The organism is Streptomyces sp. NPDC101234, from assembly GCF_044767525.1.
Lineage (GTDB): Bacteria > Actinomycetota > Actinomycetes > Streptomycetales > Streptomycetaceae > Streptomyces > Streptomyces sasae.
The window spans coordinates 41,773-63,260 of record NZ_JBIWOA010000004.1 but is presented as its reverse complement, the minus strand read 5'-3'; the positions used below and the strand labels follow the sequence as shown (position 1 = coordinate 63,260).

Genomic DNA, 21,488 nt, shown 5'->3' with positions numbered 1-21,488 from the left:
CAGGGACCTTTTGCCGCTACTAGGCACGTTCGGAACCTCCTCATTGCCCTCGGCAGGTGCACACTGGACAGCGGGACGAGTGCCTGACTGCGGGGTGAGGCAAGATGCAGAGCCGCTTCCGGAGCGACCGACGGCTGACCGTGCGGATGACGATCACGCTGTTCCTGCTCGGGTTGTTGTACGTCGGATTCGTTGCCGCGTTGATCGTGCTGCTGAAGTCGTGGCTGCTGGTCGTGGTGCTGGTCGGCGCGATGTTCGTGGCGCAGTTCTGGTTCTCCGACCGGATCGCGATGTTCGCCATGCGCGGGCGGGTCGTGGAGCGGGAGGAGTATCCCGAGCTGCATGCGGTGGTGGACCGGCTGTGTGCCATCGCCGACATGCCGAAGCCCGTGGTGGCCGTGTCGGACATGGACATGCCGAACGCATTCGCGACCGGGCGGAATCCCGACCATGCGGTGGTGTGCGTGACCACCGGGCTGCTGAGGCGGCTGGAGCCCGCCGAGCTGGAGGGTGTGCTCGCGCACGAGCTGTCGCACGTGGCCCACAAGGATGTCGCCGTGATCACGATCGCGTCGTTCCTGGGCGTGATCGCCGGGCTGATCGTGCGGTTCGCCTTCTACTCGCAGCTCTTCGGCGGAGGCAGGCGGGACCAGAACACGGCCGCCGTGTTCGCCGCCGTCATCGGGGTCTCCGCGGCCGTGTACGCGATCAGCTTCCTGCTGATCAGGGCGCTGAGCCGGTACCGGGAGCTGGCCGCCGACCGGGCGGCCGCCCAGCTGACCGGCCGGCCTTCCGCGCTGGCGTCGGCGCTGACCAAGGTCTCCGGCGACATCGCCCGGATCCCCACCAAGGACCTGCGCACCGCCCAGGCCTTCAACGCCTTCTACTTCACCCCGGCGGCCGGCAAGGAGCCCGGCCTGGAGCGCTTCTTCTCCACCCACCCGCCCCTGGAGCAGCGCCTTGAGCAGCTGGGCCGGATCTCGGCGGAGCTGGGCGAGGCGGCGACGCCCGGGAAGGCCGGGTGAGCATGGGGTTCCTGGACATCCTGCTCGGCCGTACCAAGCCCGTCGCACCCGACCTCGACCAGCTGTTCGCCCTGCCGTCCGCGGCGCTGACCCTGGAGGCCGCTGCCGGGTTCACCCCGACCGGCGGGGGCGCGGTGTGCTTCGCCACGGTGGAGGGCTCGGCCTTCGAGCAGACCCACCGGGAGGTCCAGGCGCTCCTGGACGCGGACGCGGACCGCAGCGGACCGCCGGTGGAGCTGCACCAGGACGAGTACGGATACTCCTGGCTGGTCTCCCGGCGCACCCCCGACCAGCTTCCGCAGCTGGTCAACGATCTGCACGCGGTGAACAGCTCGATGGAGGTCAACGGCTTCGGCCCGCAGCTGCTCTGCTCCCTGGCCGCGTTCGAGGACGAGCGCGGGCGCAGGCTCGCGCTCGTCTATCTCTACAAGCGGGGCACCTTCTACCCCTTCGCACCGCTGCCCGGGTCGGGGCAGCGGCGGGACAGCGCACTGGAGCTGCAGGTGAAGGCGGCACTCGCGAACGACCTGAGGATCGAGCAGGACCTCAGCCGCTGGTTCCCGGTCTGGGGTGCCCCCGGCCTGTGACCGGCGGCCTGTGACCGGCGGCCGCTGACCGGCCGGCAGCACCTGCCTGCTCTCCCCTTCTACTTCCCCTTCTCGTTCTGCTGCCGCCGGGACTCCAGGGGGCGCTCGCGACGGTAGCGGCGCTCCCACTTGGCCTGCTGGTCACGGCGTTCGCGGTAGGTCTTGTAGTCGCCGGCCATGCCCCCTCCGCCGCCGGACGAACCGCCCGACGAGGAGGCCGACGACGAGCCCCGTCCGTACTGGACGTACAGGAAGAGCAGGGCGACGGCGGCGAGCCACCAGTTGTGGTTGCCGAATCCGAGGATGACGAGGACGACTGTTCCGGATAGGACGATGGTGCCCATGACGGGCCTCCGTGGCGTGGGTGTGTGAGCGGTCGACGGATCCGACGGCACGCGGGGGACGGGCGGCCGTCCGTCGGTGCGTAGCAGAGTAGCCCCGAGTCACCGGGGCGCGGCCGCCTCTGCGGAAAGCAGTGGTGGACGACTCCGCAACGCGTGTCCAGCGTAGGGAGACGGTCACTCGGTGTGCATCTCGTTTTCGGGAGGCCCGGGTGCCCGTCCGGGACGCCCTCGGCACCCGTTCCCGCTTCACCTGGCTCGAACTGCCGCACGCGGAGCATCGGTTGGGGCTGTGGTTCCGCGACCACCGGGATGACCGGCGGGAGTTCGCCGCCCTCCTGCTGGAACCGCGCGGCCGGCTCAGACCCCCGGCAGGGCCGTCAGGACGCCCGCCGTGACGGCCGCGTGGAGGGCGGCGTGGTCGGTGGCGGTCTGGTCGGCATAGGCGAGCGCGAAGTCGGTGACCGCGTGGTCGAAGGAGTCGGTGCCGCCCAGGTAGGCGGCGATGGCGATGCGGTCACCGGAGCGGGCATGGCCGTGGGCGAGGGTCGCACCGCACAGCTCGGCGTAGACGCTCAGGCCCTTGGCGTCCATGGCGGCGGCCTCCAGGGAGCCCTTCATGTCCCGCAGTTGGCGCCAGTAGTAGGCGCGGCCCTGGGGGCCGGTCATCCAGCCGAGGAAGATGTCCCCGGTGGCCTGCAGCAGCCGCTGCCCGGCGACGACCCGGTGGCCCGGGTGGGCGTACGGCCCGCTGGGCAGGTACTGCTCCAGTACGGCCGTCCGGGCCTCCTTGATCTGCAGGAACAGCGGGTCGTCGTCGTCCCGGCCGGTGAGCAGCACGATGAAGCAGCGGGTGCCGACGCTGCCGACGCCGACGACCTTCCGGGCGGCGTCGACGAAGCGGTAGCGGTCGAGCAGGAGCCGGCGTTCCTCGGCGAGGGTGGAGCGGTAGTCGCTGAAGATCTTGCGCAGCGAGGCCATGTCGGGGGCACCGGCGGCTTCGAGGAGCGGCGGGTCCAGGACGATACGGCGCCGGCCGCCGGCCACCTCGGTGAGCTTGCCGAGCGCGTGCAGGCTGGTGCGGCGCCGGGCCCGGGTGAGGGTGTCCTCGATCCGGTGCCGGCGGCGCGCGGAGCCGACCAGGGACAGCAGACTGCCGGCGTCGACCCGCTCGTACCAGACGGCGAGTTCCCCGAGCCTCGCCAGCCGCCGCATGCCGGTCCGGTACCCGGCCACGGCCGCGCGGGCCGCGGCCCGGGCCTCCACGTCGCTGTGCCCGTTCTCCCGGGCGGCGACGGCGACGGAGGCGGCGAGCCGTTTGACGTCCCACTCGAAGGGGCCGGGGAACGTCTCGTCGAAGTCGTTCAGGTCGAAGACCAGGATCCGCTCCGGGGAGGCGTACAGCCCGAAGTTCTGCAGATGGGCGTCGCCGCACAGCTGCACGGTGAGCCCGGTGTGCGGCCGGGCGGCGAGGTCGGCGGCCATCACGGCGGCGGCGCCGCGCAGGAACGCGAAGGGCGAGGCGGCCATCCGCCCGTACCGGATGGGCAGCAGCTCCGGCACCCGGTCACGCCCCTGCCGCTCCAGCACGGCGACGGGGTCGGGCCGGTCCACGGGCGGCAGCCAGAGGGCGTGCGCGGAGCGGGGGGCACGCTTGCGGGCGGCCTTGCCACGGGTGGCACGCTCGGCGGGCGTGGTCATACGTCACTCCCCTCGCTCGGCTGCTCCCTCCTTGACCTGCTGTTCGCAGTGAACGGGAGGTCGGGGGGCGTGCGCATGCCGAGCCCACCAAACGAGTGACGACGCCCCGTCAGGGGCGCTGGGGGTACCCCCGGCCGAAGGCTGGGGGAGGAACTGCGCGACCGGCCCCCACCGGCCCGCAGCCGACACTCAAGGCCACCGACGCGGGGCCTGGGGGCGGCAGCCCCCAGACAAAAAGCACCGGGCACCGCAAAACACACGGCACCCGGCACCACGGCTCATCGCGAATATCGCATCAGCGCCCGCACCATGTGACACGTCGTGTCCGACGGCGGGTGGATCCCGACGCTCTCCGCCGCGCTCCGTATCGTCTCGTTGCGTGCCTGGTTCGGCAGGTAGACGCCGGAGTCGAGCAGGGCGATGGCGAGGCGCATGGCCTTGAGGCGGCGGTTGTGCATGACGTACCACTCGCGGGGCCGCCCGGCCGGCAGCGGGCGCTTCTCCGCCGGCGCGTAGGGCGAGTCGAGCAGGACGGCACGCTTGGCGGTGGACTGGGTCGGCAACGGCTTCGACTTCGGCTTCAGTGCGGCAGCGGGCAAGACATCCTCCTGTCGCGGTCAGAGCGCCCCCGGAAACCCCGGCGACCCTCTCGAACACTGCTTCCAGTGTACCGGCCGCCACTGACATCGAGACAGCTCGAAACGGCATCGAACTTCCCAGGTGAGAAAGGGTATTTCAGCTGTGACGCAATGGACCGGAGAGACTTCCATGACACTCCCCGAAAATCGAACAGACCAGGCCCCGGACAGCGGCTCGCATACTGTTCCCCGCATGGAGATCTGGATCAATCCCGCCTGCTCGAAGTGCCGCAGCGCGATCAGCCTGCTCGACGCCGAAGGGGCCGACTACACCGTCCGCCGCTACCTGGAGGACGTGCCGGGCGAGGACGAGATCAGGGCCGTACTCGATCGGCTCGGGCTCGAACCCTGGGACATCACCCGCACCCAGGAGGCGGCCGCCAAGGAGCTGGGCCTGAAGGAGTGGGCGCGGGACGAGACGGCGCGCGACCGCTGGATCACGGCGCTCGCCGAGCACCCCAGGCTCATCCAGCGGCCGATCATCACCGCCGACGACGGAACGGCGATCGTCGCCCGGAGCAACGAGGCGGTGGAAGAAGCGCTGGCCAGGAGCAAGAGCTGAACACTCTTCAACTCCGGTGTGACGTAGGTTACTTCAGTTGACTCCTGTAACTGCTGAGTAACGGCGTTCGACATCCCGTACGTAGCGGCGTACGCACCCCCACACCTCACAGGAGGCGCGCATGTCGCGTAGGAGAAACTTCAGCGCCAAGAAGAAGCTCGCGCTGCTCGTCAGCGCCGCCGCGGTGGCGGGCGGCGGGGCCTTCGCCCTGGCGTCCACCTCGAACGCCGCGCAGACCCCGCAGAACGCCAAGACGCTGTCGTCGGCCGCGGACTCGACCGTCTGCCAGGGGCTGGCCACGGCCCTCGGCAACAACCAGAAGTTCATCGCCGGCCAGCAGGCGAACCCGGACGCCCAGTCGGCGGCCCGGATCGCCAACCGCCAGGCGGTCATCCAGCAGATCCAGGTCCAGCAGAAGGCGGCCGGCTGCGTCGTTGGGGAGTCGGCTCAGGGCTCCCAGGCGGCGAGCGGTGCGCAGGCGGGCGGTACCCAGGCCGGCGGCAAGACCGCGACTCCCTCGCAGAGCGCGGCCACCGGCAACACCGGTGGCGGTGCCGCCGCGACCGGTTCCGGTACACAGGTCTGCAAGGGCTCGACCGTCACGCTGTCCGGCGAGGCCGGCGCCCCGGCCGCCTCCAGCAACCAGTTCCCGGCCGGAACCACGCTGAAGGTCACCAACCTGGACAACAACAAGTCCACGACGGTGAAGGTCACCTCGGTCTCCGGCAGCTGCGTGCTGCTCAACAACGCGGCCTTCGAACAGGTCCGGGAGCCGGGCAAGTTCCTGATCCGCCGCGCGGTGATCGAGAAGATCGGCTGACCCCCGAAACGAGCTGAGGCACGGCCGCCGGCTTTTACGGAGGGAAAGCCGGCGGCCGCCACACGGACAGCTCCGTACGGTGCCCGAAATGGGCCCCGTACCCCGCCTTTCCGAGTCTCACGACGTGAGTCGCGCCACAGAACCACCAGGTAACACGGGGTTCACATTCGAGCAATGATCGGGAAATCGCCTGTTGACAGGCTGCCGGGCAGAAAAGGCGGCGCCCCAGTGCCGTAGCGCCGCTGCACCCGCAAGTGCGCCCGACCCACCCCCGAAGGATGTGGCCCGTGACCTTCAAGGCTGAGTACATCTGGATCGACGGCACCGAGCCGACGGCCAAGCTGCGTTCGAAGACGAAGATCATCGCGGGCGCCCCCGCCGGTCTCGACGCGCTGCCGATCTGGGGCTTCGACGGGTCGTCCACGAACCAGGCCGAGGGGCACTCCTCGGACCGTGTGCTGAAGCCGGTCTTCACCTGCCCGGACCCGATCCGCGGCGGCGACGACATCCTCGTCCTGTGCGAGGTCCTGGAGATCGACATGACTCCGCACTCCTCCAACACGCGCGCCGCGCTGGTCGAGGTCTCGGCGAAGTTCGCCGCGCAGGAGCCGATCTTCGGTATCGAGCAGGAGTACACCTTCTTCGACGGCGCCCGCCCGCTGGGCTTCCCCGAGGGCGGCTTCCCGGCCCCCCAGGGCGGCTACTACTGCGGTGTCGGCGCGGACGAGATCTTCGGCCGCGAGATCGTCGAGGCCCACCTGGACAACTGCCTGAAGGCAGGGCTCGCGATCTCCGGCATCAACGCCGAGGTCATGCCGGGCCAGTGGGAGTTCCAGGTCGGCCCGGTCTCCCCGCTGGAGGTCTCCGACCACCTGTGGGTGGCCCGCTGGCTGCTCTACCGCACCGCCGAGGACTTCGGCATCTCCGCGACCCTCGACCCCAAGCCGGTCAAGGGCGACTGGAACGGCGCCGGCGCGCACACCAACTTCTCCACCAAGGCGATGCGCGAGGGCTACGACGCGATCATCACCGCGTGCGAGTCGCTCGGTGAGGGCTCCAAGCCTCTCGACCACGTCAAGAACTACGGCGCCGGCATCGACGACCGCCTGACCGGTCTGCACGAGACCGCCCCGTGGAACGAGTACTCCTACGGCGTCTCCAACCGCGGTGCCTCGGTCCGCATCCCGTGGCAGGTCGAGAAGGACGGCAAGGGCTACATCGAGGACCGCCGTCCGAACGCCAACGTCGACCCGTACCTGGTGACGCGGCTGATCGTCGACACCTGCTGCTCCGCCCTGGAGAAGGCCGGCCAGGTCTGATCCGCAGACAGCTCCTCAAAGGGGGCGTCCGCCGTTCGCGGCGGGCGCCCCTTTCGTATGCCCTCTTCCGTATGCCCGTGACCGCGTTGTCAGTGGTGCGTGTCATGGTGGGCGGCATGGAGATCGACGAGGTGCTCGCCGTCAACGCCCGGACGGAGAACGGGCGGACGTACGTGTGGAGTTCGCCGGACGAGCTGCGGGCGGCCGTGCGCGGGCTGGGCGGGGCCGGGAACCGCTTCCTGGTCGCGCAGCGCATCCCGGACCTGCCGAAGGTGTTCGCGCAGCTGTGGCACGAGGAGGGCGGGGACTACCGCCTCGAACACCGGCGCGGCGCGGACGAGTTCTTCGGTACGAGCCTCACGGACCCGGAGCGGGCGGCGGACCTGGTCGTCGACTGGGCGCACGAGGACGACGGCTGGGACGCGGGCGTGGACTGGGCGCCGGTCGAGACACCACCGCGCGAGGAGATACCGGCCCTCACGACCGAGGTGGCGGCCCGCGCGGAGGAACACGTGCGCGCGCTGCTCCGGGACGGGTTCCTCGGGATCGAACGGCTTGTGCAGGAGACCGTGTACCTGATGGAGGACGGTGACGGGGCAGACGGTGACGGGGAGGGCGCACCGACGGTCTCCTCGGCCCAGGCACGCGAGATCGTCGAACGGCTCTGGGTGGAGCGGCTGGAGGAGCAGCGGGCGTGGACCGGGCTCACCGACCCGGACCGGCTGACCCGGGCGTTCGCGGCACTGGAGCGCGAAGGCGTCGTCGCCCGCCAGGACTTCACCTGCTGCCGCTCCTGCGGCATGACCGAGATAGGCGCCGAGGCGGCGGACGCGGAGGCCACCCGGGGCTTCGTCTTCTTCCACCACCAGGGCACCCGCGCCGCGGCCGAGGGCCGTGGACTCACCCTCTACTACGGCGGTTTCGACGACTCCGCCGCGACCACCACCTCGGTCGGCCGGAAGGTCGTCGCCGCGCTCAGGACCGCCGGGCTGTCCGCAGTGTGGGACGGCAATCCGGACAAGGCGATCGAGCTTACGCCCCTGACCTGGCACAAACGCCTGGTGGGGTGAGGTGCGCAACGTCAACTTCCCACCAAGGACGCGTCCAAGCAGTGAGAGGAGGGTCCTGTTTCCGGGCTGTGTCTGCTTCAATATGGGCATGGCCAGCTTCCAGAAGTACACCGCGACGGGTCGCCATGACCTGGAGCCCTTCTGGCCTTCCCGTCAGCACCACGACTTCGACCGGGTGTGTTGCCGCGCGATGAACGCGCGGGCCCTCTAAAGCCGTACACCCCGGCCTTCGGCCAGCGCGAAACGCAGTACGTCTCCCCGGCGCGCCCGACCACGAATCGCGGCCGTCGTCCTCGACCGACGAACTCCTCGCGCGAAAGAGCTGACGTCTCATGGCGACCACTCGTTCTCTCTCCCCCGCTACCGCCCTCGCCGCCTCCTCCCCCGCCCGGCACCGGTTGCGTGCCGTCGACCGGGACGAGGTCGTGGACATGGCGGACTTCCTGCCGCCGGGCGCCACCTGGCTGCCCGCCCCGCAGCACACCCTGCCCACCCTGCCGGGCCAGCCGCCGATGATCGGCTACCTGGTGCTGGTCCCGGCGGACCAGCAGCCGCCGTTCCTGCCGGTCGCGGTGCCGGACCGGCCGGAGACGGCCGCCGGGCCTCAGGCCACGGCGGAACCGGCCGACGGCGCCCGACCGCTCGTCACCGTCGACACCGGGCAGCGCACCGCCCAGGTCGACGGAGAGGAACTCGACCTCACCTACCTGGAGTTCGAGCTCCTCGCCCACCTGGTCGCACATCCCAACCGGGTGCACACCCGCGACCAGCTGGTCACCACGGTCTGGGGCTACGGCCATGTCGGCGACGGCCGGACCGTGGACGTCCATGTGGCCCGGCTGCGCCGCAAGCTCGGCGCGGAGCACCGCGGCGCGATCCAGACGGTGCGCCGGGTCGGATACAAGTACACCCCGCCGACCGGCCGCTGACGAGCCGCTCTGCCCTCGGCAGAGAACCGTTACGTCCGCCGCCGCTCCCGGGCACGATCACCGGCATGAGACTTCTCGTGCTGGGTGGAACGGAGTTCGTGGGGCGGGCCGTCGTGGAGGCGGCGCTCGGACGCGGCTGGGAGGTGACCGTCTTCAACCGGGGACGCCACGAGCCCCCGCCGGGGGTGCGGTCGCTGCACGGCGACCGCTCCTCTGCCGAGGGCCTCGCCGCCCTCGGCGACGGCACCGGGTGGGACGCGGTCGTCGACACCTGGTCGGCCGCGCCCCGGGCGGTACGGGAGACGGCGCGGCTGCTGCGGGGCCGCGCCGGACGGTACGCGTACGTGTCCAGCCTGTCGGTGTACGACTGGCCCCGCCCGGTCGGCTGCACCGAGGACGCGCCCCTGGTGGCGGGGGCCTCGGCCGACGCGGACCGGACCGAGTACGCGCAGGACAAGCGGGGCGGTGAGCTGGCCGCCGTCGAGTCCTTCGGGGTGGACGGTTCGATCCTGGTACGGGCCGGGCTGATCCTCGGCCCGTACGAGAACGTCGGCCGGCTCCCCTGGTGGCTGAGCCGTATCGCGAAGGGCGGCCCGGTGCTGGCCCCGGGCCCGCGTGAGCTGCCCGTCCAGTTCGTGGACGCCCGCGACCTCGCCGAGTGGACCCTCGGCGCGGTCGAGCGGGAGCTGTCCGGGCCGTACAACCTGATCGGCCCGCCCGGCCACACCACGATGGGCGGGCTGCTGGAAGCCTGCCTCCGGGTCACCGGCTCGGACGCCGAACTCCGCTGGACCGCCCCCGGGCCGATCCTCGCCGCCGGGATCGAACCATGGGTCCAGCTGCCGGTGTGGGTGCCGCCGGACAGCGAGTCGTACACCGGCGTGCACCGCGTCGACGTCTCCCGGGCCCTGGCGACGGGGCTGGTGTGCCGCCCGGCCGAGGAGACCGTGGCCGACACGTGGCGGTGGCTGCGGGACACCGGAGGTGTGGCGCCGATGCGGGAGGACCGGCCGGCCGTCGGGCTCGACCCTGTTGTCGAAGCGCGGGTGCTCGGCGTTTCACGCGGTACGCCGTGATCGGTCTGCGGGCCGGTGGGGGCTGGGCGCGCCCACGCGGCGGAGCCGCATATCCGACACAGCCCCGCGCCCCTTCGGGGCGCTTTCCTTCGGGGCGCTTTCCTTCGGAGCGCTTCAAGTCCCCGGGGTGTATCTGGCACCACCCCCTCACATGGGGCTTCGGGCCAGTGACCGGCGTCCGTGGGGTCGGACAGACTGGCGCCATGACGACGAACACGAACCGTGGCGGCTTTCGGGGCCGGGCCCGGGAGATACTGCTCGCCGCCGTGCGGGGGCTGGTGCTGGCGCTGGTGATCCTGCCGGTCTCGGTGCTCTGCTTCGCCCTGACCGCGGTCTCCGTCGCACTGATCCCGATCGGTGTCGGCATCGTCACGACCCCCTGGATCCTGGGCGGCGTGCGGGACGTGGCGGATGTGCGGCGGCGGCTCGCGTACGAGTGGTGCGGGGTGCGGATCCGGTCGGCGTACCGGCCGCTGCCGGCGGACGCCAACCCGTGGGCCAGGACCTTCGGGATGCTGCGGGACCCGCAGGTCGGGCGGGACGTGCTGTGGCTGTTCGTGGACATGACGGCCGGGTTCGTGACCGCGCTGCTGCCGGCGGTGCTGCTGCTCTATCCGTTCGAGGGGTTCGCGGTGGCCGCCGGGCTGTGGCGGGTGCTCGGGGAGGGCGGCACCTACTGGTACGGATTCGTGCCGGTCAGCGGGCAGGGCACCGCGTTCGCCGCCGCGGCGCTCGGCGCCGTGATCCTCGTGGCCGCCTTCCGCTGGACCCCCGCCCTGCTCACCGCCCACTTCCGGCTCACCCGTGCCGTCCTCGACCCGGGTGAGGGTGAGCTCGTAGAGCGGGTAAGGGTGTTGACCGAGACCCGGAAGGACGCGGTGGACACCTCGGCGGCCGAGCTGCGCCGGATCGAGCGGGACCTGCACGACGGGGCGCAGGCCCGGCTGGTCGCCATGGGCATGGATCTGGGGACCATCGAGATGCTCCTGGACAAGGACCCGGAGCACGCGAAGAAGCTCCTCGCGCAGACCCGGCAGGCGTCCGTGGAGGCGCTGGGCGAGCTGCGCGACCTGGTCCGGGGCATCCATCCGCCGGTTCTCGCGGAGCGCGGGCTGGGGGACGCCGTACGGGCGCTGGCGCTGCGGCTGCCGGTGGCCACGGAGGTGACCGTGGACCTGCCGGGGCGGGCGGACGCGCCGGTGGAGTCGGCCGCGTACTTCGCGGTGAGCGAGGTGCTCACCAACGCGGTCAAGCACTCCGGCGCCGACCGGATCTGGGTGGATGTGCACCACACCGACGGGATGCTGCGGATCTCGGTCACCGACCACGGCCGGGGCGGCGCCACGATCGGCGCGGGCTCCGGGCTCGCCGGGGTGGAGCGGCGGCTCGGTACATTCGACGGCGTCCTGGCCGTCAGCAGTCCCGCGGGCGGTCCCACCATGGTCACCATGGAGATCCCGTGCGCGTTGTCCTAGCCGAAGACCTGTTCCTGCTCCGCGACGGACTGGTCCGGCTGCTGGAGGCCTACGGCTTCGAGATCGCGGCCGCCGTCGAGTCCGGCCCCGAACTCACGCGAGCCCTGGCCGAGGCGGAGCCGGACGTGGCGGTGGTCGACGTGCGGCTGCCGCCCACCCACACCGACGAGGGGCTGCAGTGCGCGCTGGAGGCGCGGCGGAAGCGGCCCGGACTGCCCGTGCTGGTGCTCTCCCAGCATGTGGAGCAGCTCTACGCGCGGGAGTTGCTGGCCGACGGCACAGGCGGGGTCGGGTATCTGCTGAAGGACCGGGTGTTCGACGCGGAGCAGTTCGTGGACGCCGTACGGCGGGTCGCGGCGGGCGGTACGGCGATGGACCCGCAGGTGATCCAGCAGCTGCTGTCCCGGCGGGCGGACGACCGGCCGCTCGGTGGCTTGACGGCGCGCGAGCTGGAGGTCATGGAGCTGATGGCGCAGGGCCGTTCGAACGCGGCGATCGCCGCTCAGCTGGTGGTGACGGAACGGGCCATCGCCAAGCACACCTCCAACATCTTCACCAAACTCGGACTTGAGGTGTCGGACGATGACAATCGGCGTGTGCTCGCGGTACTGGCCTACCTGGACCGCGATCGCTGATTTTCCCGGAACTTCTGCAGCTCAAACGGCAGTTGTGGCCCAAGTGCGTAACAAGTCTCTGATTATTTTGTGAGACGCCTGAACACCTCTGAGACCAGGTGCGTATGAGAAGGCGCCGCTTCACTCCTGTCGGGCGCCTCGATGCCGCCCCGCAAGGAAGGTCTGAGGAGTTCCATGGGACGCAACATACGCAAACGCCGTTCGCCGCTGGCCGTCAAGGTCGTAGCCGCATCGGCGGCCATAGCGCTCGGCGGGGGCGGGCTGCTCTGGGCACAGATGAACGCTTCGGCCCACGAGTCGAACGACGCCGCCCAGAACTACACGAAGGCCGCCGCCGCCACGGTGGCGACCATCGCCTGCCCGGATGTCGGCCAGAAGCTGACGAACGTTCCGGCCAATGCCAAGCAGGGGGTGGCGACGGAACTGGCGAACCTCGACAAGCAGATCACCGAGGCCTACGCCCGGCTCGCCTCCACCCGTCAGGCCCAGGCGAACGACGCGAACTTCGTGCAGAACGCGATCGTCGGCCCCCTGAAGGAGAAGCGGGCGGCCACGATCAACCGGATCCGTCTCGACATCACCCGGGTCGGCGGAACGTTCGACAACTCGCTGGCGCAGCTCGCCGCCTGCACCACGCAGAGCGTGAACCAGACCAACGCCGGCCAGGGTGGTGGCCAGAACAACGGTGGCCAGAACAACAACGGCGGTCAGAACAACAACGGCGGTCAGAACAACAACGGGAACAACGGGCAGGCCTCGGCCGCCCCGAGTGCCAGCGCCAGCGCTCCGGCGAACATCGGCGGACAGGCGGGCAACGGTCCGGTCGCCGCGGACTTCGTGGACATCACGAAGGTCGCCGCGAACGTCCAGGGCAAGCCGCAGAACGGCGCCCAGGCCTCGACCGGTTCCTTCACCACCCGCTGTGGTGTCAACGCGAACAAGAACCACAACACCGACAACGTCATCGTGGCGCCCGGCGTGACCAACGGCGCGCACCACCTGCACGACTACGTCGGCAATCAGAAGGTCAACGCGTTCGCGACCAACGACACGCTGATCGCGGACCAGACCAGCTGCCAGAACCAGGGCGACCTGTCGGCGTACTACTGGCCGGTCGTGCGTATCCAGAACGGCACGCAGGACTTCGACCAGAACGCGCTCGGCGGTGGCAAGGAAGGCAACGTCGGCAAGATCCTGACGCCGCTCCAGGCGCAGATCAAGTACGTCGGCAGCCCGGCCAGCAAGGTCACGGCGATGCCCCAGTTCCTGCGCATCATCACCGGTGACGCCAAGACCACGACCAACGGTCTGGGCAACGCCAACGCGCACTGGAGCTGCACCGGCTTCGAGAACAAGGTCCAGCTGACCACGCAGTACCCGATCTGCCCGCAGGGCAGCAACGTGGTGCGTACCTTCGCCTTCCAGAGCTGCTGGGACGGCAAGAACATCGACAGCGCCAACCACCGTACGCACGTGGCCTTCGCGGACCCCGCGAGCGGTGTCTGCGGCAACGGCTTCGTGGCCATCCCGCAGCTGACGATGCGCCTGGTCTACAAGGTCACCCCGCCGACCATCGTCAACGGCCAGGTGAAGAACGCCTACGCGGTGGACGGCTTCCCGGAGCAGCTCCACAAGTCGGCGACCGACCACGACGACTTCATCGCGGTCTTCAAGAACAACCTGGCGACCACCATCGCCAACTGCATCAACACCGGCAAGAAGTGCGCGTAGCACTGACTGACCGATAGCACGAGAGCGGGCGGTGGGAGATTCCCACCGCCCGCTCTCGTATGTGCTGGACTCTTATGTGCTGGACTTTTATGTGCTGAAGTCGCTGAAGTCCTTGGGGCGTCAGCTGCTGTGCGCCGAGTGGTCGGTGCCGATCTCCTCGCCGCCGCCCAGCGTGGTCTGCAGCGTCTTGACCACCTTCTCGGTGCCGACGGCGACCCACTTGCGGCCGACGAGGTAGAAACCGCCGTAGTCCTTGGCGTCGTTGATCCATTCGCGCTGGCCGCGGTCGGTGGCGAAGGTGGCGAAGACGAACTTGCCGGCGGAGGTCTTGCAGATGGCCTGGCGGACCTCGTCGGAGTCGATCTGCATGTCCGGGGTGCACTTCACCTTGGCGGCCAGGCTCTCCAGACTCCCGGTCGCGGTGACCGGCACCTTGGCTTCCGCCTTGCTGGCTCCGGTTCCACAGCCCGCCAGCGCCAGTACGGCCACGGCGCCGGCCACGGCGAGCATCGGTCGGGTCAACCTCATCTGATCCTCCGGTCGCATTGCTGGCCCCGGGGTGCCTTCGGGGGCCCGTCCCCTTCGATACGGCTGTGGGGCGCGAAGCGCTCAAATCGTGCGCGTACGGCAGTGTCACCTGTGTGGCGGTGACCAACCAACGGGTCGCTCGTTCTCCAGGGCGTGCAGTCACAGCATGTAGCCCAGCGTCACGCAGCCTCCTCCGCCGGAGCCCTGGGTCCGGCCGTCGACGTCGAGCAGGCCGAGGCCGCGCTCGTCGAGCACTACCCGCGGCTGGTCCGGCTCGCCTATCTGGTGCTGCCGCCGGGGCTCGCCCGGGGCCGCCGGGTCCTGACCGCACACGCGCTGGTCCAGCGGGCGCTGCCCCGGGGCCGTAAGCAGGCCCCGGTCATCCCGGCCCAGTCCACCGGGCGGGACACCGACCCCGGGTACGCGTTCGTCCGCCTCCAGGTGGTGCGTACGGCGCTGGAGGCGGGCGTACCACTGAAGTTCACCGCGTGGCCCAAGCGTGCCCAGCTGCCGCCGCTGCTCCCCCAGGTGTGGGGCATCCGGCTCTTCCCGCGCTCCGGCGGCGCCGACGAACTCGCCCTGGACCAGCGGCTCGCCGGCCTCTCCGGCCCGGCGCGCGCCGCGTACGCGCTGCGCGGTCTGGAGCAGCTCCCCGACGGCGACGTCCGCAAGATCCTGCGGGCGGCCGGGATCGGGCACCCGGAGAGCGCGCTCGCCGAGGCGAACGGCGTCCCGGCCGAGTACCCGCTGCTCGACTCCCCCGAGTTCGACCCCTGTTCGCTGCAGGCCCGGCCCACCGATCTGATGCGGCGCCGCCAGCACACCAGGGCCGCGCTCGCCGCCGCCGCCGCGCTCGCGGTGTGCGGGGCGCTGGTCGTGCTGCCGGGCGGCGGCTGGGGCGCCGACGGCGCGGCCGCCCCGCCGTACGCACAGAACGCGGCCGCCCAGGCCGCCTTGGACCCGGCCCAGGTGACGAAGGCCCCGGCCACCGCGTGGCAGACCGCCGCGCGCACCGACTTCTCCGTCTGGCCGGCGCGCGGCACGCTCACCAAAGACACCGGGCTGCTGCGCCGGGCCCTCGCCGTCTGGGCCCGCCCCGGTGCCACCGTCCGGGTCTCGGCGACCCCCGGCACCCAGACCGGCGGCCCGGCCGGACCGCCCCAGCTGCTGTTCGCGGGCGTGGTCGACAGCGCCCGGGTGGTGGTCTTCTACGACGGTCTGCGCATCGCCCGCTACGCCGAGCCGAAGACCGGCACCGAGGGGGCGGCCCTGGACTTCGCCCGGGTCGACGGCGCGTCTGGTGCCGAGGCGGGCGCGCTGGTCCTGGGCCGTACCGACGGCAACGTCCGTTATCTGACCGCTCCCTGGGTGACCGGGGCGGCCGAGCGGGATCTGATGAAGCCGACCGCGGGGGCGATGGACCTCGGGCTGACCGACGGGGTGACCGGGCCGCTGGCCGGCCCCGCGGTGCAGCAGGGCACCTGCACGTCCTGGAACGTGCTCCAGCTGACCGACGCGAAGGGCGTGCAGCTGGCGACCGACCTGGGCGAACTGGTGCCGGCCCATCTCACCGCCGGGCGGCCCGGCTACATCGGCGAGGCCTCGGGGGCGAAGGCGCTGCGCGACTGGGCGCCGTTCGCCTGCTCGCTGGCCGCGGAGCGCTCCGCCGGGGTGCGCAGCGTCAACGTGTGGGCGTTCGCCGAGCAGCCGCTGCCCGACGCGAGCGGCACCGGGTCGTGGGTGTGCACGCGCGCGGAGACCTGGCGGGGCGACGGCACGCTGTCGCTCGCCCAGTTCCGGACGCCGGGCAGCCAGTACGGGGCGGTCACGGCGAAGGGGGCCGATGTGACGGCCTGCGGTCCGCGTGATCCGCATGTGCTGGCCGGGGTGTTGTGGAAGTCCGGGGCCGGACGTTGGTACCTGCTGGCGGCGGGCGGTCGCGACACGGCGTCGATCCGGGCGACCGGCGGGATCACGGCCTCGGCACCGGGGACGCTGCTGGTGGCCAGGGCGAAGCAGGGGGCACAGGCCGACCTGACGGGCACGCTGAAGGACGGGACCGGGATCAGCGGGCTGCGGTGAGGCCGACGTACGGCCGACGCGAGGCCACCTTGCTGACATCTGCGTAAATAAGCTCGGTCGCAGGTCTTCTCAGGCCATCTACCCGTCAGTACATTGACGCCATGTCCAACAAGCAGCCGCAAGCGGTGGAGTCCGAGCACATCGCGCTCACGGCCCGCAATGTGTCCTTCACCTGGAAGGACACTCCCCTGCACTGGGTGCCGGGCGACCCCTTCGCCACGCACACCATCAATGTGCTGCACATGCTGCTGCCCGCCGGTGAGCGGTGGTTCGTGCATGTCTACAAGCAGGTGCTGCCCCTCATCCGCGACGAGCGGCTGCGCGCGGACGTCATCGGGTTCATCGGGCAGGAGGCGATGCACTCCCAGGCCCATGACGAGGTGCTGCCCCACCTCAGGGAGCAGGGGCTGGACCCGACGCCGTACACCGCGCAGGTCGACTGGTTCTTCGAGAAGCTGCTCGGCGACCGGACCCTGCCGCCGGGACGGGCCCGCCGCTGGTGGCTGCTCGAACGGGTCGCGCTGATCGCGGCGATCGAGCACTACACCGCCTTCCTCGGCGACTGGGTGCTCAACGCCGGCGAACTGGACCGGCGCGGCGCCGACCCGACGATGCTGGACCTGCTGCGCTGGCACGGCGCCGAGGAGGTGGAGCACCGATCGGTCGCCTTCGACCTCTTCATGCACCTCGACGGCGGCTACCGGCGCCGGGCGCGGACCTGGGCGACGGCGTTCACGGCGATCGTGTTCCTGTGGCAGCGCGGCGCCCGCTTCTTCATGGCGAACGACCCCACGCTGACCGAAGGCCGGGCCCGGCTCAGGGACTTCCATCTCGCGGGCAGGCGCGGCACGCTCCCGGCCACCGGCGACATGCTGAGGTCCATCCCGCGCTACCTCAGCCGTACCTACCACCCCTCCCAGGAGGGCTCCACCGAACAGGCGGTCGCCTATCTGGCGTCCTCCCCCGCCGCACGCGCGGCCGAGCAGGAGGGCAAGTGATGCCGAGGCTGCGGACCGTCGTCGCCGTCGCGGGCGCCGCGCTGCTCGTCAGGCGGGCCATGCGCCGCCGTATCGAGGCCTCCCCGCTGTGGCCGATGCCGGCCCTGGACCCGCCGACCTCCGGGCAGCCGCGCTCCCGGGCGCTGCGGCTGCTGGTTGCCTCGCACCGGACGGTCGCCGACGGAGTCGTACAACTGCGCCTGGAGGGGCGGGAGCTGCCGCGCTGGGAGCCGGGGGCGCATCTCGACGTCGTGCTGCCCTCGGGACTCGTCCGGCAGTACTCGCTGTGCGGGGACCCGGCGGACACCTCGTCGTACACGATCGCCACACGGCTGGTCGCGGACGGCCGGGGCGGTTCGCGGGAGGTCCACGAGCAGGTGGCGGAGGGGATGGAGCTGGAGGTGCGCGGGCCGCGCAACCGCTTCCCGCTCGTCGACGCCGGGTCCTACGTCTTCGTCGCCGGGGGGATCGGCATCACCCCGGTGCTGTCGATGGTGCGGTCGCTGCCGGAGAGCGTGCCGTGGCGGCTGCTGTACTGCGGGCGGTCGCGGGCCTCGATGCCGTTCCTCGGGGAACTCGCCGGGGACGAGCGGGTCACGGTGGTCGCGGAGGACGAGAACGGACGCCCGGACCTGGACGCGCTGACGGTCCCCGAGGACGCGGTGGTCTACTGCTGCGGTCCGGAGGGGCTGATGGCGGCGGTCGAGGAGCGCTTTCCCGCCGTACGCCTGGAGCGCTTCGCACCGCGCACCGACACCGACGGCAACCACGCCTTCGAACTCGAACTCCGGCGCAGTGGACGGGTGTTGACGGTCCCGGCCGGCTCCTCGGTGCTGGCCGCCGTACGGGCGGAGCTGCCCGACACGCCCTACTCCTGCGCGCAGGGCTTCTGCGGAACCTGTCAACAGAGAGTGCTGGAAGGGGAGGTGGAGCACCGGGACGAGCTGCTCACGGACACGGAGCGTGCCGACTCGATGCTGATCTGTGTGTCGCGGGCGCGAAGTGGGAGACTTGTGCTGGATCTGTGAACACCCATGGTGGGTCGGGTCCGTTGGAGGCCGGATCCGATCGGTAAGGTGTTCGTATGAGTACCGGGGTACGCCGCAGGATGGGAGTCGACGAGCGGCGGCAGCAGTTGATCGGCGTAGCCCTCGAACTGTTCAGCCGTCGCTCGCCCGACGAGGTCTCCATCGACGAGATAGCCGCGGCCGCGGGCATTTCGCGGCCGTTGGTCTACCACTACTTCCCCGGCAAACTCAGCCTGTACGAGGCCGCGTTGAAGCGCGCCTCGGAGGATCTCGCGGGTCGTTTCGCCGAACCGCAGGAGGGCCCGCTCGGCGCCCGGCTACTGCGTGTGATGCGCCGCTTCTTCGACTTCGTCGACGAACACGGGCCCGGTTTCGCCGCGTTGATGCGCGGCGGCCCGGCGGTGGGCTCCTCGGCGACCAACGCGCTCATCGACTCCGTGCGGCAGGCCGCGTACGAGCAGATCCTCTCCCACCTCGACGTCGCCGAGGCGCCGGCCCGCCTCGAACTGGTCGTCCGCTCCTGGATCTCGCTCGCCGAGTCCACGGCGCTGATCTGGCTGGACGGCCGCCGGATCCCGCGCGGTGAGCTGGAGGTCCAGCTCGTCCACGACTTCGCCGCGCTGGCCGCGGTGAGCGCGGCGTACGACGAGGAGATGAGCGCGCTGGTCAAGCGCATGGTCCAGGACGAGCCGACGGACGGGCCGTTCGCGGACCTGGCCGGCCGGCTCATTGCGTTGGCGGGCTGAGTCGGGTCGGAGGGCGGCTGCGGGCCGGTGGGGGCCGGTCGCGCAGTTCCCCGCGCCCCTTACCGGGGCGTTGCCCGAGGCCCCTGCAAGGGGCGCGAGCAACCACGACGGCGCGACAGCCGAACGACGACCGTGGACGGCACAAGCCGACCTAGCCCTCGTACTTCCGGTACGACGGGTCCAGGTCCCGCACCTCGGCAGAAGCGTGCAGCACGAACCCTTCCGGCTTCAGATGCTCCCGCAACAGCTCCAGCGTCGCCTCGGTCAGCTTCGCCTTCGTCTCGTCGGCGCGGCCGGCCAGCAGGCCGAACGTCACGTGCACGATGACGTGGCCACCCTCCTCCTCGTAGCCGTACGCCGTGGCGTCCGCGGCACGGAACAAGGTCTTGCAGGCCTCGGGCTTGGCGGCCGCGATCTCGACGACGGCGGTGTGCAGGGCCTTGGCGAAGCCGGCCCGGTCGAAGGCGGCATCCGCCGTGGCGGAGTAGTCGACGGTGATCTGCGGCATGGGCACTCCTGTTCTACGGCAACTGAGGCCCAGCCTAGTTCGCCAGGCTCAGTGCCAGCAGGGCGACGTCGTCCTCGCGGTCGCGGCCGAAGCAGGCGAGGAGGGTGTCGCACAGGGCGTCCAGGCCGGGCAGGGCGCCGACGGCGGCGGCCCGGAGCTGTTCCATCGAGACCGTGAGGTCGGTACCGCGGGTCTCGATCAGGCCGTCGGTGATCATGAGGAGCCGGTCGGCCGGGGCGAGGACCAGCTCGGTGGGCGGCGGATGGGGCAGGCCGACCCCGAGCAGCGGACCGGACGCCTTGACGTACTCGGCGCTGCCGTCCTCGCCCAGTATCAGCGGCGGGATGTGCCCCGCGTTGGCGATCCGGGTGCGCCCGGTCTCCGGGTCGATCAGGGCGAGGCAGACGGTGGCCGTGACATCGGCGTGGTAGTGCTGGAGCAGCTGGTCGAGCCGTTCGGCGAGCGCGGCCGGGTCGCTCTCGGCGAGGCAGTAGGCGCGCAGCGCGTGCCGGAGTTCGACCATGACGGTGGCCGCGTCCAGCGAGTGCCCCACGACGTCGCCCACCGCGGTGAGCACCTGGTCGCCGACCCGCAGCGCGGCGTAGAAGTCGCCGCCGATCTCCGTCTCCTGGGAAGCGGGCTCGTAGCGCACCGCTATGTCGACGCCCGGCAGCTCGGGCAGCTGGTGCGGGCGCGGCAGGAAGCTGTGCTGGAGGGTGAGCGCGACATGCCGTTCCACCTGGTACATGAGCAGCGGCTCGGCGGTGAGCGCGGTGGCGTGGGCCAGCTGGGCCAGCAGCGCCTCGTTCTCGGGGTCGATCCTGCGCAGCCCGCGGGTGGGTGTGGCCAGGCACACCGGGACCTTGCCGTCCTGGGTGAGGACCAGGGTCAGCCGGGCGTCGTGCTGCACTCCGGGCCGGAAGAACCCGGCCGGCCACAGCGGCGCCGGCACGGTGGTGATCTGCACCCCGGACTGCCCCCGGGTGAGCCGCCTCAGCAGGCCGGCCACCTCCCGGTGGGCGCCCTCGTCCGGCAGGGCGAGGGAGGTGCGCTCCCGGCACAGGCCGCGGTACAGCTCGTCGTCCTGGTCGAGGACGAAGACGGCGGCGGGGCAGCCGAGGAGCCGTGCGGCGCCGTCCGCGGCGGCGTCGGCCAGTTCGTGCAGCGAGCGTGAGGCCTGGATGGTGACGATCGTCTCCGACAGCCGTTTCAGCCGCCGTACCAGTGCCTGGTCGTCGGCGCGCAGCCGGGCGGCGCGCACCGCGGCCCGGACCGCGGCGTCGATGTCCTCCGGTTCGGCGGGCACCGTCAGATACGCCTCGGCCCCCGTGTCCAGTCCCGGGCAGCGGTCCGCCGGGGCGACGGAGAGGGCGGAGAAGTGCACGACGGGCAGTCCGGCCATGTGCGGCCGCTCCCTGAGCCGGCGGCACAGCTCGAAGCCGCTCATGTCGGGCAGGTGCACGTCTATGAGGGCCACGTCGGGCAGGTGGCCCTTGCGCAGCCGTACATCGAGTTCGCTGAGCGCCTCCGCGCCGCCGCCGACCGCGACGACCTCGTGACCGGCCCGGCGCAGCACGGTGCCCATCGCGTACCGGCTCGCGGGCTCGTCGTCCACGACCAGCACGGTCGTGTCTGTCAGCTTGCCGTTGACGTCCATTCTCCCAGCCCCTGGACAACGCCGGTGGGGCA

22 protein-coding genes are annotated in these 21,488 nt (G+C 71.2%); 16 read left to right on the top strand and 6 right to left on the bottom strand.

Annotated elements, in window-relative coordinates; genetic code table 11:
* The first annotated feature begins 104 nt into the window (after positions 1-104).
* Together htpX and ACIRR9_RS08820 are read left to right on the top strand one after the other, a co-directional pair.
* Complete coding sequence (htpX, locus tag ACIRR9_RS08825; RefSeq protein ID WP_123977763.1) at positions 105-1,025, top strand: zinc metalloprotease HtpX; 921 nt, start codon at positions 105-107, stop codon at positions 1,023-1,025.
* A 2-nt stretch (positions 1,026-1,027) separates the two neighbouring features.
* On the top strand, positions 1,028-1,612 hold the full coding sequence (locus ACIRR9_RS08820; protein WP_316776848.1) for a hypothetical protein: 585 nt from the start codon (positions 1,028-1,030) through the stop codon (positions 1,610-1,612).
* Between the two features lie 59 nt (positions 1,613-1,671).
* Here ACIRR9_RS08820 and ACIRR9_RS08815 read toward each other — a convergent pair whose 3' ends face one another.
* The 3 genes from ACIRR9_RS08815 to ACIRR9_RS08805 form a co-directional block, all read right to left on the bottom strand.
* Positions 1,672-1,956 carry a hypothetical protein gene (locus tag ACIRR9_RS08815; RefSeq protein WP_365343266.1) on the bottom strand — a complete coding sequence of 95 codons (285 nt, stop codon included), beginning with the start codon at positions 1,954-1,956 and terminating at the stop codon, positions 1,672-1,674.
* A gap of 357 nt (positions 1,957-2,313) precedes the next feature.
* Entirely contained in the window at positions 2,314-3,654 is a 1,341-nt protein-coding gene (locus tag ACIRR9_RS08810; RefSeq protein WP_403749133.1) for a DUF2252 domain-containing protein, read from the bottom strand.
* Positions 3,655-3,932: 278 nt separating this feature from the next.
* Positions 3,933-4,253, bottom strand: a complete 321-nt coding sequence (locus ACIRR9_RS08805; protein ID WP_365343270.1) for a hypothetical protein — start codon at positions 4,251-4,253, stop codon at positions 3,933-3,935.
* A 232-nt stretch (positions 4,254-4,485) separates the two neighbouring features.
* Here ACIRR9_RS08805 and ACIRR9_RS08800 point away from each other — a divergent pair, with 232 nt between their 5' ends.
* The 10 genes from ACIRR9_RS08800 (at position 4,486) to ACIRR9_RS08755 (ending at position 13,909) form a co-directional block, all read left to right on the top strand.
* Positions 4,486-4,854: an arsenate reductase family protein gene (locus ACIRR9_RS08800; RefSeq protein WP_365343272.1), complete on the top strand. Its 369-nt coding sequence runs from the start codon at positions 4,486-4,488 to the stop codon at positions 4,852-4,854.
* A gap of 121 nt (positions 4,855-4,975) precedes the next feature.
* Entirely contained in the window at positions 4,976-5,674 is a 699-nt protein-coding gene (locus ACIRR9_RS08795) for a hypothetical protein (protein ID WP_403749129.1), read from the top strand.
* A gap of 287 nt (positions 5,675-5,961) precedes the next feature.
* Positions 5,962-6,993 carry a glutamine synthetase gene (gene glnII, locus ACIRR9_RS08790; protein ID WP_365343276.1) on the top strand — a complete coding sequence of 344 codons (1,032 nt, stop codon included), beginning with the start codon at positions 5,962-5,964 and terminating at the stop codon, positions 6,991-6,993.
* 116 nt (positions 6,994-7,109) lie between these two features.
* Entirely contained in the window at positions 7,110-8,063 is a 954-nt protein-coding gene (locus tag ACIRR9_RS08785; protein WP_403749694.1) for a DUF6891 domain-containing protein, read from the top strand.
* A gap of 88 nt (positions 8,064-8,151) precedes the next feature.
* Positions 8,152-8,274, top strand: a complete 123-nt coding sequence (locus ACIRR9_RS08780) for a hypothetical protein (protein ID WP_365343278.1) — start codon at positions 8,152-8,154, stop codon at positions 8,272-8,274.
* A gap of 121 nt (positions 8,275-8,395) precedes the next feature.
* Positions 8,396-8,992, top strand: a complete 597-nt coding sequence (locus ACIRR9_RS08775; RefSeq protein WP_403749125.1) for a winged helix-turn-helix domain-containing protein — start codon at positions 8,396-8,398, stop codon at positions 8,990-8,992.
* Positions 8,993-9,057: 65 nt separating this feature from the next.
* The gene (locus ACIRR9_RS08770; protein WP_403749122.1) at positions 9,058-10,068 is read left to right on the top strand and encodes an NAD-dependent epimerase/dehydratase family protein; all 1,011 of its coding nucleotides are present in this window, start codon (positions 9,058-9,060) and stop codon (positions 10,066-10,068) included.
* Positions 10,069-10,271: 203 nt separating this feature from the next.
* Positions 10,272-11,543 (top strand): sensor histidine kinase, encoded by a 1,272-nt coding sequence (locus ACIRR9_RS08765; RefSeq protein ID WP_403749120.1) that lies wholly within the window; start codon positions 10,272-10,274, stop codon positions 11,541-11,543.
* Positions 11,528-12,178 carry a response regulator transcription factor gene (locus ACIRR9_RS08760; protein WP_316776500.1) on the top strand — a complete coding sequence of 217 codons (651 nt, stop codon included), beginning with the start codon at positions 11,528-11,530 and terminating at the stop codon, positions 12,176-12,178. The genes ACIRR9_RS08765 and ACIRR9_RS08760 overlap by 16 nt, the downstream gene beginning before the upstream one ends.
* A gap of 174 nt (positions 12,179-12,352) precedes the next feature.
* Positions 12,353-13,909: a DUF1996 domain-containing protein gene (locus tag ACIRR9_RS08755; RefSeq protein WP_403749117.1), complete on the top strand. Its 1,557-nt coding sequence runs from the start codon at positions 12,353-12,355 to the stop codon at positions 13,907-13,909.
* Between the two features lie 120 nt (positions 13,910-14,029).
* Here ACIRR9_RS08755 and ACIRR9_RS08750 read toward each other — a convergent pair whose 3' ends face one another.
* The gene (locus tag ACIRR9_RS08750; protein ID WP_403749115.1) at positions 14,030-14,437 is read right to left on the bottom strand and encodes a hypothetical protein; all 408 of its coding nucleotides are present in this window, start codon (positions 14,435-14,437) and stop codon (positions 14,030-14,032) included.
* Positions 14,438-14,590: 153 nt separating this feature from the next.
* On the opposite strand from ACIRR9_RS08750, the gene ACIRR9_RS08745 reads away from it, so the two are divergent.
* The 4 genes from ACIRR9_RS08745 to ACIRR9_RS08730 all read left to right on the top strand — a co-directional run bounded on the left by ACIRR9_RS08745 (position 14,591) and on the right by ACIRR9_RS08730 (position 19,291).
* A complete protein-coding gene (locus tag ACIRR9_RS08745) occupies positions 14,591-16,519 on the top strand; it encodes a hypothetical protein (RefSeq protein WP_403749113.1) in 1,929 nt (642 codons plus the stop codon).
* Positions 16,520-16,620: 101 nt separating this feature from the next.
* Positions 16,621-17,517 carry a metal-dependent hydrolase gene (locus ACIRR9_RS08740; protein WP_403749110.1) on the top strand — a complete coding sequence of 299 codons (897 nt, stop codon included), beginning with the start codon at positions 16,621-16,623 and terminating at the stop codon, positions 17,515-17,517.
* A complete protein-coding gene (locus ACIRR9_RS08735; RefSeq protein ID WP_403749108.1) occupies positions 17,517-18,545 on the top strand; it encodes a PDR/VanB family oxidoreductase in 1,029 nt (342 codons plus the stop codon). Before ACIRR9_RS08740 ends, ACIRR9_RS08735 begins: the two co-directional genes overlap by 1 nt.
* Before the next feature lie 56 nt (positions 18,546-18,601).
* Positions 18,602-19,291: a TetR/AcrR family transcriptional regulator gene (locus ACIRR9_RS08730; protein ID WP_403749106.1), complete on the top strand. Its 690-nt coding sequence runs from the start codon at positions 18,602-18,604 to the stop codon at positions 19,289-19,291.
* Between the two features lie 151 nt (positions 19,292-19,442).
* Here ACIRR9_RS08730 and ACIRR9_RS08725 read toward each other — a convergent pair whose 3' ends face one another.
* Together ACIRR9_RS08725 and ACIRR9_RS08720 are read right to left on the bottom strand one after the other, a co-directional pair.
* A complete protein-coding gene (locus ACIRR9_RS08725) occupies positions 19,443-19,799 on the bottom strand; it encodes a 5-carboxymethyl-2-hydroxymuconate Delta-isomerase (RefSeq protein WP_403749104.1) in 357 nt (118 codons plus the stop codon).
* Positions 19,800-19,833: 34 nt separating this feature from the next.
* The gene (locus tag ACIRR9_RS08720; protein ID WP_365343300.1) at positions 19,834-21,456 is read right to left on the bottom strand and encodes a fused response regulator/phosphatase; all 1,623 of its coding nucleotides are present in this window, start codon (positions 21,454-21,456) and stop codon (positions 19,834-19,836) included.
* Positions 21,457-21,488 lie beyond the last annotated feature (32 nt).

Coding starts and splice junctions, on each gene's coding strand:
- ACIRR9_RS08785 (WP_403749694.1), top strand. CDS start 7,110: ATGGAGATCGACGAGGTGCTCGCCGTCAACGCCCGGACGGAGAACGGG.
- ACIRR9_RS08755 (WP_403749117.1), top strand. CDS start 12,353: ATGGGACGCAACATACGCAAACGCCGTTCGCCGCTGGCCGTCAAGGTC.
- ACIRR9_RS08730 (WP_403749106.1), top strand. CDS start 18,602: ATGAGTACCGGGGTACGCCGCAGGATGGGAGTCGACGAGCGGCGGCAG.
- ACIRR9_RS08815 (WP_365343266.1), bottom strand. CDS start 1,956: ATGGGCACCATCGTCCTATCCGGAACAGTCGTCCTCGTCATCCTCGGA.
- ACIRR9_RS08750 (WP_403749115.1), bottom strand. CDS start 14,437: ATGAGGTTGACCCGACCGATGCTCGCCGTGGCCGGCGCCGTGGCCGTA.
- ACIRR9_RS08740 (WP_403749110.1), top strand. CDS start 16,621: ATGTCCAACAAGCAGCCGCAAGCGGTGGAGTCCGAGCACATCGCGCTC.
- ACIRR9_RS08725 (WP_403749104.1), bottom strand. CDS start 19,799: ATGCCGCAGATCACCGTCGACTACTCCGCCACGGCGGATGCCGCCTTC.
- ACIRR9_RS08765 (WP_403749120.1), top strand. CDS start 10,272: ATGACGACGAACACGAACCGTGGCGGCTTTCGGGGCCGGGCCCGGGAG.
- ACIRR9_RS08780 (WP_365343278.1), top strand. CDS start 8,152: ATGGCCAGCTTCCAGAAGTACACCGCGACGGGTCGCCATGACCTGGAG.
- ACIRR9_RS08800 (WP_365343272.1), top strand. CDS start 4,486: ATGGAGATCTGGATCAATCCCGCCTGCTCGAAGTGCCGCAGCGCGATC.
- ACIRR9_RS08770 (WP_403749122.1), top strand. CDS start 9,058: ATGAGACTTCTCGTGCTGGGTGGAACGGAGTTCGTGGGGCGGGCCGTC.
- ACIRR9_RS08720 (WP_365343300.1), bottom strand. CDS start 21,456: ATGGACGTCAACGGCAAGCTGACAGACACGACCGTGCTGGTCGTGGAC.
- ACIRR9_RS08775 (WP_403749125.1), top strand. CDS start 8,396: ATGGCGACCACTCGTTCTCTCTCCCCCGCTACCGCCCTCGCCGCCTCC.
- ACIRR9_RS08795 (WP_403749129.1), top strand. CDS start 4,976: ATGTCGCGTAGGAGAAACTTCAGCGCCAAGAAGAAGCTCGCGCTGCTC.
- ACIRR9_RS08820 (WP_316776848.1), top strand. CDS start 1,028: ATGGGGTTCCTGGACATCCTGCTCGGCCGTACCAAGCCCGTCGCACCC.
- ACIRR9_RS08735 (WP_403749108.1), top strand. CDS start 17,517: ATGCCGAGGCTGCGGACCGTCGTCGCCGTCGCGGGCGCCGCGCTGCTC.
- ACIRR9_RS08810 (WP_403749133.1), bottom strand. CDS start 3,654: ATGACCACGCCCGCCGAGCGTGCCACCCGTGGCAAGGCCGCCCGCAAG.
- htpX (WP_123977763.1), top strand. CDS start 105: ATGCAGAGCCGCTTCCGGAGCGACCGACGGCTGACCGTGCGGATGACG.